Here is an 11,709-nt window from a genome sequence, read left to right on the forward strand (position 1 = left end):
CAGTCGGTCCATGAGCCGGGCGCTCCGGTACACACCGCCGCTGGCCGGCCGGGACCTGATCATGCGGCCCCGGCTCCTGGCTCCCCTGCGCAGCCGCTTCGAGCGCCCGCTCACCGCGGTGGTCGCACCCGCCGGTTTCGGCAAGACCACGCTGCTCGGCCAGGCCGTGAGCGAGAACGCGCTCTCCCCGTCGGGTGAGGACCGCTGGCTCACCTGCCAGCGGGACGACACGACGCTGTCGGTCCTGGCGTCCGGCGCCTTCGCCGCGGTGGGGCTCGCCGCCCCGGTGCCGGACGACGCGCGGCAGGCCGCGGTGGCGGTGGCGGAGGCCATGTGGAGTGCGGCTCCGCGCCAGGTCGCGCTGGTCCTCGACGACGTCCACCTGGTGACCCCGGGATCGCCCGCCGGCCGGTTCCTCGGCCACCTCGTCGAGGAGCTGCCGGGGAACGGTCACCTCGTCCTCGCCTCGCGCCCGCCCCTGCCGCTGTCCGTCTCCCGGCTCGTGGCCAGCGGCGACGCCGTGGTCCTGCGGGAGGAGGACCTGCAGTTCCGCGAGGACGAGGTGGCCGAGTTCGCCGCGTCCCGCGGGGTGCCGCCGGAGCTGCTCAGCGACGTCGGCGGCTGGCCGGCCCTGGCCGAGCTGACCGCCACGGCGGGTCCCCTCGCGGTCAGCGGGTACGTGTGGGAGGAGCTGCTCACCCAGCTGTCGCCGGAGCGCCGCTCCGCCCTGGCGCTCCTCGTCGCCGTGGGAGGCGCGGACGAGGAGATCGCCGCCGAGCTGCTCGGCCCGGACGTCGACCTCCGGTCCCTCCTCGACGGGCTGCCGCTGGTCGTGCGGTCCCACTCCGGGTGGTGGTCGCTGCACGGGTTGTGGGCCGCGGCCCTGCAGCACCACCTCGACGCCGGCCAGGTGGCGCAGGCGCGGCGGGCCGCGGCCGCCGTCCTGCGCCGCCGCGGCCAGTACCACGAGGCGATGGGGCTGCTGCTCGACGCGCGGGCGTGGGACGACGTCCGCGGCCTGGTCGTCGAGGTCTGCGAGTGCTGCACCGCGCTGGTGCCGACGGACGTCCTCGAGTCCTGGCTGCGCCGGTTGCCGCCCGAGGTGCACCAGCGCCCCGAGGGTCTGCTGCTCGCCGCCATGGTGGCGGAGCCGACCAGCCCAGGCGCGGCCGAGGAGCTCCTCGGCCAGGCGCTCACCAGTGCCCAGGCGGCCCCCGGTGTGCGCTACGCCTGCCTGAACGCGCTCGTCCAGCTGGCGTTCTGGCGCAACGACCGGGAGCGGATGGAGTTCCTGCTGCAGGAGCTCGAGGACCTGGCGCGCGAGGGGCACCCCGGGGCTCCGGCGTTCGTCGCGCTGGTCCGCGGCGTCCTCGCGCGCTCCACCGACGAGGTCCGGGCGGCGCTCGCCGTCCCGGGTCTGCTGTCCGGGACGCCGCTCAACCCCGTGCAGGACTGGCTGCACGCCCACCTCGTCCTGCTGCGCCTGGGGGACGCCGCGACCGGCGAGGTGCTCGCCCGGCGGTCGTTGTCCCACTCGGCGACGACGATGCACGGCGTCTCGCGGTGCCTCCTGCTCGAGTCCTTCCGCCTGCGCGGCCGCCTCGACGAGGCGGAGCGGCTGCTGCCCTACCTGCTCGCCGACATGCAGCCGGACAAGGTGCTGACCTCACCGGAGCTGGTGACCTGCGCGGTCTCCCTGCTCGACGTCCTCGGCCGGCGGGACGAGTCGGGGCGGCTCCTCGCGACGTCGCGGTCGGTCCTCGGCGCCTCCCCGGTCGCGTGGGCGCCCCTCGCGGCGGCGCTGGCGGAGGCCTTCCACGCCCTGTCGAGCGGGGACGAGGGACGGGCGGCCACCACGCTGCGGTCGCTCAGCGCGCGCGTCGGCGGGCGCGCCTCGGCCGCGGTCCGGGTGTCCCCGGTCGCGCTGCCCCTGCTCTACGTGCTCGTGCCCGAGGTCCGGGAACGCTGGGACGCCGGCCCGCCGCCCGGCGCGCTCGCCGATCTGCACGCCGGGGCCCGCGCCCTCGTCGACCTGCGCGAGCGCGGCTCGACGGCGGCGGTCGCGGCCCTCCCGGCCGGCGCCTGGCCGGCGCTGCGCGCCCTCCTCCCGGTGCCCTGGGTGGCCGAGCTGGCCCTGGGGCTCGTGGCGGCCGGTCAGGACGCCGGGCGGGCGCTGGTCGAGGACCTCGGCCCCGCGGCCCGGGAGGCCCTCCGCGCCCAGGCGGCGACGGCGCGCCGGGAGCTCGCGGCCGTCGCCCGCTCGCTGCTGCGGGCGATCCCGGCCGTGCCGACCGCGCGGCTGCACCTGCGGGTCCTCGGCCCGCTCGAGCTGCGCCGCGACGGGGCAGTCGTCCTCGCGCCGGAGTTGCGCAGGGAGCGGGTGCGGCAGCTCCTGGGCTACCTGCTCACCCATGACCGGCCGACGCGGACCGCCATCACGTCGGAGCTGTGGCCGGACCTCGACGACGCGGCGGCCGGCCGGAACCTGCGCGTCACCCTCGCCTACCTGCAGAACGTCCTGGAGCCCGACCGCGGCGAGCTGGACCCGCCGTTCTTCGTCCGGAGTGCCGGGCCGGTGCTGCACCTGGTGACCGACGGAGCGCTCGAGATCGACGTGCTGGAGTTCGAGCGTGCCCTCGACGAGGCCGCCCGCCTGGAGCGCCAGGGCGCGCCCTCGGCCGCCCTGTCGGCCTATCGGCGGGCGGCGGAGCTGTGGGGTGGGGACCTGCTCGCCGACGTGGCCGGCGGGACCTGGCTGGAGTGGGAGCGGGACCGGCTGCGCAGCAGGTTCGTCACCAGCGCCGTCCGTGCCGGGAACCTGCTGCTGGCGCGGGGGGACGCCGAGGCGGCCAGGGCCCTCGCCGAGCGCGCCCTGCGGGCCGACGGCTGCTCGGAGGACGCCTACCAGCTCCTCGTCGCCGTCCACCTCGCCGACGGCGACCTCGTCGACGCCTCCCGCGCGCTCCGCCGCTGCCAGCAGATGCTGGGCGAGCTCGGGGTGCCTCCCCAGCCGCGGACCCGCTCGCTCGCGCAGCAGTTGGCCGCCCGCCGCTGACCACCCGGCCCGGCCTCCGGCTGCGTGCCGGCGCTCCGCGTCCGACCAGCGCCGACGTCGTCCTGTCGTCCGGCTGGCGCTCCGCTAGCGCGACCCCCGGAACCTCCGCTGCGCCGGCGCGGTGCGCCGAGCGGACGAGAGGAACCGGGACATGGAGCCTGCAGACGTCACCATGCTGGTCACGCGGGCCGCCGCGGGAGACCAGGCGGCGTGGGACGCGATCGTCGACGAGTACGCCGGGCTGCTGCGGTCGGTCGTCCGCGGGTTCCGGCTCAACGAGGCGCAGGCCGCGGACGCGGTGCAGACGACGTGGCTGCGACTGGTCGAGCACGTCGCCGACCTCCGGGAGCCCGAGCACGTGGCGGCGTGGCTGAAGACGACCGCCCGGCGGGTGTGCCTCCAGATGGTCCGGGAGAACGGCCGCGAGCGTCTCGTGGACGACGACGACGACCGGGCCTGGGGGAGCGGCGCGCCGACCGACGGCCGGGCGCAGGACGGCCCGGAGGCCGCCGCGCTCCGGCACGAGCAGGTGGCGCTGGTCCGCGATGCGCTGGCCGGGCTGCCCGACCGGCATCGGCAGTTGCTGGAGCTGCTGGTCGCGTCACCTCCGGTGAGCTACCGGGAGATCAGTGCCCGCGTCGGCATGCCGGTCGGGAGCATCGGCCCGACGCGGGCCCGGGTCCTCGCGTGCCTGCGAGAGGTCCTGGCACGGGGCGGCGTGCACGACCTCGTCCTGGGCTGAGGACCTGGTCGTGGACTCCGTCGACCGTCCGGCTGCGGCGCCGTATCAGGGCCGGCCACGAGGCGCTCTGGGAGGCGTGGACCTTCCCCCGGTGTACCGGATCGAACTCCTCGACGGCTTCGTCCTCCGGCCGACGTCCCGTTCGTCGCGGGCGGTGGACGGCGATCTCCCACGGGACGCCCAGCGGCTGGTGGCCTTCCTGTGCCTGTCCGGTCGACCGACCCGGACGGCGGTCGCCGGCCGGCTGTGGCCCGGGGTCCCCGAGGACCAGGCCCAGATGAGGCTGCGATCGACGCTGTGGCGGCTGCGCAGGGCCGCGCCGGGACTCGTCGAGGGGACGGGTGGTGCGCTCTCCCTGGCGGCCGGTGTCCGCGTCGACGTCCGGGAGCTGCACGGCTGGGCCGAGCGGGCGCTGGACCCGCGGGCCCGCGTCGACCGCACGTCCCTCCCCGACCCGGCGCTCTGGGGTGACCTCCTGCCCGGCTGGCACGACGACTGGGTGCTGCTCGAGCGGGACCGCGTGCGGCAGCACCGCGTGCACGCGCTGGAGGCGGTCGCCGTCCGGCTCGCCGCCGCACGGCACCACGGGATGGCCGTGCAGGCCGCGCACCTGGCCGTCCGGGCCGAGCCGCTGCGGGAGAGCGCCCACCGCACCCTGGTCGAGATCCTCGGCGCAGGAGGCCGGGCGGCGTGCTGGCGTCCGTCCGGGGGCGACTCGTCGGCGGCCGAGGCGGGGCGGCTCAGCGCGCCGCCGGCGGCGCGTCGGTGAGGCTGCGCACGATCCCCCCGAGGAGCGCGGCACGGGCCGCCGGGTCGGGCACCTGCTCGATCCCGAACCCGAGCAGCACGGTGTCCTCGGTGGTGATCGCGGCGCCGACCTGCGACTGCGATCGCACGAAGTCCCGGGCGTTCGGCGCGCCGCCCTCGGGCGCACCCGGCACCGTCCACCTCCCCAGGTCGGTCTCGAAGCCCTCCGGCTCGACGGCCGTGCCGCCGACCACCAGCCGCGTCTGGTCCACGAACACGCCGGCCCCGCCGGTGGACGGGTCGGTGACGTAGCTGATGGCCACCTCGACCTGCCCTCCCGCGTAGGCGGACAGGTCGAAGCCGACCTGCTGCCACCCCGCGGACGTGCCGGTGATCCGGTTCCAGGCACCCGTGGTCCCGGTGGCCCGGCAGGGGGTGCCGCCGGTCAGGTAGTGCGAGAGGAACGGGTGCTGCTGCAGCAGGAACCCGGCCTCGCACTCCGCCGGGGGGCCACTGTCGCTGAGTCCGCCGGCCTCCGGCAGCGTCGTCCAGGCGTCGGTGCCGACGGGGTGGGCCTCGACGAGGACGTTGTCGTAGCCGGTCTCCACGTCGTGGGACAGCGCGAACTCCAGCGTGGGGGTCTGCGCCGCGGGGACGTCGGTGAGGTCGACGGTGCGCGCGAGCCGCTGGTACGAGCCGTCGGCGTGTGCCGCCGCGGCGAACCAGTCGCCCTCGAAGGTCTCCAGGTTGCCGGGAGGGCCGCCCCCGTACTCGCCCGACACGGCACTCGCGAACTGCGGGAACCGGTCCGGGGGGAGGACGGCGCTCGTGGGCAGGAACGTGCCGGCCTCGTCGATGGGGTTGCTCGGTGTGGGCGCCAGGTCCGTGTTCGTGCCACGGATCGGCGCGCCCGTCCCCACCACGGACTCCGGCGCCGCCCGCGGCGACCGGGTGAACGCGCCCAGGTAGTACTGGAGGAAGTCGTCCGCCAGCAGGAGGCAGTCGCTGAAGGGGTCGACCGTCACGACGCAGTCCTGGTCCGGCGCGCCGTCCAGTCCGTAGTAGACGCCGCCGAGCCCCGTGCCCAGCGCGCCGTGGTAGCCCGCCGTCTCACCGGTGAGCGTGAGCGTGCCGCCGCCGTTGAGGTAGTCGCGGACCGCGAGCGTCAGGTACTGCTGCCGCTCGGCCACGGCCGCGTCCTCCAGCGGTGCGCCGAGGACGTCGGTGAGGACGTCCTCGGCGTCCTGGGTCAGCCGGTTGTCGCCGAGGTACCACACCACGCTGTCGAAGTGGCCGAGCACGCCGAGGTCGTGCGGCACCCCCTGGGCGGAGACGTCCCACACGGCGGAGCTGGTGCCGGCGTCGGCGAGCGCGTCGACGTACTGCTGCGCGTACCGCGGTGCGGTGGTCGCGCCCGGCTCGCCGGGGTTGTAGCCCTCGTAGTCCTCGTTGGCCAGCACCAGGACCGACCCGCCGTCCCGGGCCACGGTGTACGTGAAGTGCTCGCTGGTCACCGGGCCGCGATCGGGGTGCACGCCGGTGAACCACGCCTCGACGTCCCGGCCCACGCCGGCCCCGCGGACCTCCCCCCGGAACTCCGCGTAGTACCGGTCGCCCTCGTCCCCGTAGCGCTCGCCGCCGGCCCACTCGCGCACGGCCGCGCGCTGCTCGGGCCCGCCGTCGACCCGGAAGCGCAGCTCGAGGTCGCGCAGGTCGCGGCGGGCCGTGACGGCGACCGGCTGCGGGGTGCCGTACGAGACGGGGAAGGGGTCGAGCACGAAGTCGGGCACCGTGCGGCCCACGATCGAGACGGGGTTCGACGGGTCCTGCGCCGATCGGGCCACCGCCAGCGCGAAGGGGAGGTTCTTGGCGAACTCCGTCTGCACGAGCGGCTCGGAGTCGGGGAACTCGAAGATGCTCCCGCAGGTCTCGGGCTCGAAGGCGTCGCCGGGGTCGGCTGCGCTGGCCGTCTGGCACGTGGACATCTCCGGGGTGAAGGCCAGCGTGCCGTACGCCTCCTCGGCGTGCTCCGCCGTGTCGCCGTTGGTGGTGTAGAGCTCCGCGGAGACGTCCGGGTCGTACCCGGGCACGGCAGGGGTGGTGTCGTCGCCGGCCATCGCCTCGTAGACCACGGTGTCCGGCGTCGGGGTGGCGACCTGCCAGCTCGGGCCGTAGAGCAGCAGCTCGGCCGCGGAGTGGTAGTTCACGAAGAAGTCGAACCCGATCCGGCGCAGCAGCCCGTCGAGGGCCCGCGTCTCGGGTTCGGACGACGGTGCCGGGCCGCGGTAGGTCTCACCGGCCGGCGACGGGGACGAGCCCTCGTCGTCGTAGCCCCAGCGGGTCGGGAAGTTGCGGTTGGGGTCGACGCCGTCGACCTCGGTGATCACGCCGTCGCCGTCGTTGTCGCGCAGGTTCTTGCGCCACAGCCGGTCGGTGGTGAACGTGTGGTCGTAGCCGTCCGGGTTCGCCACGGGGACGAACCACAGCTCGGTGCTGTCGACCAGCCCGCGGATCTCCGGATCGGTGCCGTAGCCGTCGACCAGGTGGCGCATCAGTCGCCGGGTCATCTCCGGGGTGATCCACTCGCGGGCGTGCTGGGCGGAGACGTACAGCACCGCGGGACGCGAGCCGTCCGGGAGCTGGGCGGCCCCCGCCGTGACCTTGAACGCGAGGATCTCCTGGCCGGTGACGGACCGGCCGATGACGACCTGCTCCACCAGGTCCGGGTGCGACTCCGCCAACGCGACGAACTCCTCGCGGAGCCCGCCCGCACCGCTCCACGGACGGAAGACCGCGGCCGCGGCCTGCGAGGTCCGCGCGGCGGCCGCCCGGACCCGCAGCGGCACGCCCTGCGCGATCAGCGCGTTGGCGGGGCGCTCGCCGAGCACGACCTCCAGCCGCACCGAGCTGGGTGTCCTCCCGGGCGCGGTCAGGACCTCGCGGCGGTCGAGCCCGCTGTCCAGCACCAGGGCCAGCTGCTCGCGTGTCACCTCGGCCGTGTAGGCGGCCGGGCCCCCGCCGCCGCCAACCGTGGGTGCGCCGCTCGCGGCGGTCCCCGTGCCGACCAGCAGCCCCAGCACCAGGACCCCGATCGCGACGAGGGCGGGAAGGGGCCCGGGGGGAGGCTGCTCAGCCGCACGCGCCATGTCGACCGTCCAGACCGCGAGACCGGGGGAGCGGGACAGGTCCTCAGCATCACGTCCGCCCGACGGCCCCCGCATCTCGTGCTCCCGCGCACGCCGCCGGGAGATCCGACGACGCTCGGGGCGTGCTGTCGCAGCATGCGCGTCCGGTCACGCGGCGTGATGGCCCGGGGGTCCGAGGTCAGGCGCCGGTCAGCGGGCGGCCGTCGTCCGAGGGGAGGGCCCGGACGATCGGCACGCCGGGGCGGTAGGCCAGGTACACGTGGGACGGCGCGTCGAGGACGGCGAGGTCGGCCCGCGCGCCGGGACCGAGGTGCCCGACGTCCGGACGTCGCAACGCCGCCGCGCCGCCGGCGGTCGCCGCCCACAGCGCCTCGGCCGGGGTCATGCCCATCTCGCGGACGGCGAGCGCGATGCAGAACGGCATCGACGAGGTGAAGCTGCTGCCGGGGTTGCAGTTGGTGGCCAGGGCCAGGGGGACCCCCGCCGACGACAGCCGCCGGGCGTCCGGATAGGGCGACCGGGTGGAGAACTCCACGCCGGGCAGCAGGGTCGCGACCGTGGTGCCGTCGGCGAGGGCGTCGACGTCGGCGTCGGTCAGGTGGGTGCAGTGGTCGACGCTGGCCGCGCCGAGTTCCACCGCGAGCTGCACCCCGGGTCCCGCCGAGAGCTGGTTGGCGTGCACCCGCAGCCCGAGGCCCGCCGCCCGCCCGGCCTCGAGCACGGCGCGGGTCTCGTCGCCGTCGAAGGCGTGCGCCGAGGCGGGCTCGCAGAAGACGTCGATCCACCGTGCGAACGGGGCGCAGGACTCGAGCATGGGACCGGTGACCAACGCGACGTAGTCCTCGCGGCGGCCGGTGTACTCGGCCGGCACCACGTGCGCGCCCAGGAACGTGGTCTCGGGCGTGACCTCCGCGGCCAGCCGCAGGCACCGCGCCTCGTCCTCGACGGTCAGTCCGTAGCCGCTCTTGACCTCCACCGTCGTCGTGCCCTGGCGGCGCATCTCCACCACCAGACCGCGGAGCCGGCTGCGGAGGACGTCGTCGGAGGCGGAGCGGGTCGCGGCGACGGTGGCCGCGATGCCCCCGCCGTCGTAGCGCGCGCCGGACACCCGGGCCTCGAACTCCGCGGCCCGGTCGCCGGCGAAGACCGGGTGGGTGTGGCTGTCGACGAAGCCCGGGACGACCGCCCGGCCCTCGACGTCGATCCGGCCGTCGGCAGCGGGTGCCCCTCCGGCGGGGCCCACCCAGGCGACCGCGCCGTCGTCGACGACGAGCGCGGCGTCGGCCAGCACGCCCAGCGGGCCGGCGCCGAGCGCGGGGTCGTTGGTGACCAGCTCGGCGATGCCGGTGACCAGCGTGCTCACACCGGAGTCCCCGCGCAGACGTGGAGCGCCGGCGGAGCGCCTTCGTGGGGTGGGTCCACGAGTCCTCCTCGCCGGCGCTCGTCGGCCTCGTTCGCAGAGCTGCTCCGCCCCTGGTCGAGCTCGCTCAACGGTCCTCCCACAGCGGCGCGATCGCGTCGGTCAGCAGCCTCCCGACGTCGCCGAGCGCGTGCCGCCCCTCCGCGACGACGACCCGGCCGTCGACGACCACGGTGTGCACGTCGGCCGCCGATGCCGCCATCACCACCTGGTCGGGTGCGCAGCCGGCGGTCCGCGGGCTGTCGAGCCGGACGGCGACCAGGTCGGCCCGGTGGTCCGGGGCGATGCGACCGGCATCGGGCCAGCCGAGGGCGCGGTGCCCGTCGACGGTGAGCGCGGCGACGAGCCCGGCCGGGGGGAGGCGGCCGCGTTCGCCGGTGCGCAGCCGCTCGTGGGACTCGAGCAGCCGGGCCTCGCCGAGCAGGTCGGTGACGGCGTGCTGGTCGCTGCCGAGGCTGAGCGGCGAGCCGGCGTCCCGGAGCGGCACGAGGGGGGCGAGGCCGTCGGCGAGGTCGGCCTCGGTGCTCGGGCAGGCGCAGACCCCCGTTCCGCTGCTGCCCAGCGTCGCGACGTCGTCCGCGGTGAGGTGGACGGCGTGGACGGCGGTGGTGGACGGACCGAGGACCCCGTGCTGGTGCAGCAGCCCGGTGGGCGTGGTGCCGTAGTGGGCTCGGCAGGCCTCGTTCTCCGCGGGCTGCTCGGAGAGGTGCGCGTGCAGCGGGCGCCCGCCCGCGGCGCGCACGACGGTGGCCAGCTGCGCCGCCGGCACGGCCCGCACGGAGTGCACCGCCGCCCCGATGCGGACGCCGTCCTGCTCCCGGAGCAGCCCGGTCCGTGCGGCCCAGGCATCGGCGTCCCCGTCGGCGAACCGGGCCTGGACGTCGTCGAGGGGCAGGTGACCACGCCCGTCCAGCCCGCCGGCGAGGTAGCAGGCGTCGAGCACGGTCAGCCGGATGCCGGCGTCGGCCGCCGCCTGGGCCAGCCCCTCGGCCATGGCGTTGGGGTCGGTGTACCGGCCGCCGCCGGGTGGGTGGTGCAGGTAGTGGAACTCGCCGACGCAGGTGACCCCCGCGAGCGCCATCTCGGCGTAGGCGGCGCGGGCCAGGGCGAGGCAGCTGTCGGGGTCCAGCCGCGCGGCGACGCCGTACATCCGCTGCCGCCAGCTCCAGAAGGTGCCGGCCCGGTCGTGGGTGCGTCCGCGCAGGGCCCGGTGGAAGGCGTGCGAGTGCGCGTTCGCGAAGCCCGGGAGCACGACGCCGGGCAGCCGGTGGTCGCCGGGGGCCGCCGCCGGGGCACACGTGACGGCGGTGATCCGCCCGCCGTCCACGACGACCCGCACGCCGGCGACGACGGCGTCCCCGAGCCAGGCGTGCTCGCACCAGAAGCCGGTCAGCACGCCAGGTCCTGCACCACCCGGGCGAGCGCGGCGACGCCGGCCCGGCAGTCGGCCGGGTCGGCGTGCTCGGCGGGGGAGTGGGACACCCCGGTCGGGTTGCGGACGAACAGCATCGCCGCGGGGACGCCGGTTCCCGACAGGAGCCCGGCGTCGTGGCCGGCCCCGGTGTCGAGCAACGGGGCGGGCCCCCGGTCGCCCCCGGCCGCAGCCGCCACCCGGTCGCGGAGCGCCGGGTCGAACACCGTGGCCGGCGTCCAGGACTCCTCGACCGGGTCGACGCCCCCGGAGGCGCCCACCTCCGCCACCACGCTGCGCACCGCGGCCGCCGGCAGCCCGCGGGCGTCCAGCCAGGCGGTCACCGCCGACGGGACGGCGTTGGCCGCGTTCGGGGTGACCAGCACCTTGCCGACGGTGGCGAGGACGTCGTGCGCGGCGGCGCCGTCGCGTGCGGTCCGGATGACGGCGGCGAGGGCGAGCATCGGGTCGCGGCGGTCCCGCAGTCGGGTGGTGCCGGCGTGGTCGGCCCGACCGCGGAGGTCCAGCCGCCAGCGCCCGTGCGGGCGGATCGCGGTGGCCGCACCGACCGGTGCGTCGCCGTCGGCGAGCCCGCGGCCCTGCTCGACGTGCAGCTCGACGAAGGTGCCCACACGCCGCAGCGCGTCGTCGTCGCGGCCGAGGGTCCGCGGGTCGGTCCCGGCCGCGGCCATCGCCTCGGCCATGGTCGTGCCGTCGTCGTCGGTCAGTCCCCGCGCCCGGTCGGGGTCGAGCACGCCGGTGAGCATCCGCGACCCGGCGCACGCGACGCCGAAGCGGGCGCCCTCCTCGTCGGCGAAGCAGACGATGCCCAGCGGACGCCGCGGGGAGGTCCCGCCGGCGCGGAGCAGGTCCAGCGCGGCGAACGCCGACACCACGCCCAGCGGCCCGTCGAACGCGCCGCCGTCGGGGACCGAGTCCAGGTGGCTGCCCATCGCCAGACCCGGCCGGCCCGCGGCCGCGGCGGCGTCGGGATCCGCCGTCCACGCCCAGAGGTTCCCGGCCCGGTCGGGCACGACGTCCAGCCCGCGCCGCTGGGCCTCGCCGCGGAACCACTCGCGCAGCGCGGCGTCGGTGCGCGTCCAGGCGTACCGGCGGTAGCCGCCGGTCGGCGGGTGCCGGCCGACCGGTGCCAGGTCCGTCCACATCGCGTCGAAGAGGTCCACCGGC

The 11,709-nt window shown here is 76.6% G+C and carries 7 protein-coding genes; 3 read left to right on the forward strand and 4 right to left on the reverse strand.

The features are described from left to right. Positions 1-10 precede the first annotated feature (10 nt). The 3 genes from ACI782_RS05385 (at position 11) to ACI782_RS05395 (ending at position 4,566) form a co-directional block, all read left to right on the forward strand. A complete protein-coding gene (locus tag ACI782_RS05385; protein ID WP_456906863.1) occupies positions 11-3,055 on the forward strand; it encodes a BTAD domain-containing putative transcriptional regulator in 3,045 nt (1,014 codons plus the stop codon). A gap of 151 nt (positions 3,056-3,206) precedes the next feature. Further along, positions 3,207-3,797, forward strand: a complete 591-nt coding sequence (locus ACI782_RS05390; protein ID WP_456906864.1) for an RNA polymerase sigma factor — start codon at positions 3,207-3,209, stop codon at positions 3,795-3,797. A 76-nt stretch (positions 3,798-3,873) separates the two neighbouring features. Further along, entirely contained in the window at positions 3,874-4,566 is a 693-nt protein-coding gene (locus ACI782_RS05395) for an AfsR/SARP family transcriptional regulator (protein WP_456906866.1), read from the forward strand. Here ACI782_RS05395 and ACI782_RS05400 read toward each other — a convergent pair. The 4 genes from ACI782_RS05400 to ACI782_RS05415 all read right to left on the reverse strand — a co-directional run bounded on the left by ACI782_RS05400 (position 4,538) and on the right by ACI782_RS05415 (position 11,705). Further along, positions 4,538-7,690, reverse strand: a complete 3,153-nt coding sequence (locus tag ACI782_RS05400; protein WP_456906868.1) for a M14 family zinc carboxypeptidase — start codon at positions 7,688-7,690, stop codon at positions 4,538-4,540. The two genes, ACI782_RS05395 and ACI782_RS05400, sit on opposite strands and share 29 nt — an antisense overlap. Before the next feature lie 178 nt (positions 7,691-7,868). Further along, positions 7,869-9,053 carry an imidazolonepropionase gene (hutI, locus tag ACI782_RS05405; RefSeq protein ID WP_456906870.1) on the reverse strand — a complete coding sequence of 395 codons (1,185 nt, stop codon included), beginning with the start codon at positions 9,051-9,053 and terminating at the stop codon, positions 7,869-7,871. Between the two features lie 124 nt (positions 9,054-9,177). Continuing rightward, positions 9,178-10,506, reverse strand: a complete 1,329-nt coding sequence (locus tag ACI782_RS05410; protein WP_456906872.1) for a formimidoylglutamate deiminase — start codon at positions 10,504-10,506, stop codon at positions 9,178-9,180. Next, positions 10,500-11,705 carry an allantoate amidohydrolase gene (locus ACI782_RS05415; protein ID WP_456906874.1) on the reverse strand — a complete coding sequence of 402 codons (1,206 nt, stop codon included), beginning with the start codon at positions 11,703-11,705 and terminating at the stop codon, positions 10,500-10,502. The genes ACI782_RS05410 and ACI782_RS05415 overlap by 7 nt, the downstream gene beginning before the upstream one ends. Positions 11,706-11,709 lie beyond the last annotated feature (4 nt).

It is taken from the genome of Geodermatophilus sp. SYSU D00703, assembly GCF_054050155.1.

Excerpts from the sequence above, each read along its gene's own strand:
- ACI782_RS05385 (WP_456906863.1), top strand. The coding sequence starts at position 11 with ATGAGCCGGGCGCTCCGGTACACACCGCCGCTGGCCGGCCGGGACCTG.
- ACI782_RS05390 (WP_456906864.1), top strand. The coding sequence starts at position 3,207 with ATGGAGCCTGCAGACGTCACCATGCTGGTCACGCGGGCCGCCGCGGGA.
- ACI782_RS05400 (WP_456906868.1), bottom strand. The coding sequence starts at position 7,690 with ATGGCGCGTGCGGCTGAGCAGCCTCCCCCCGGGCCCCTTCCCGCCCTC.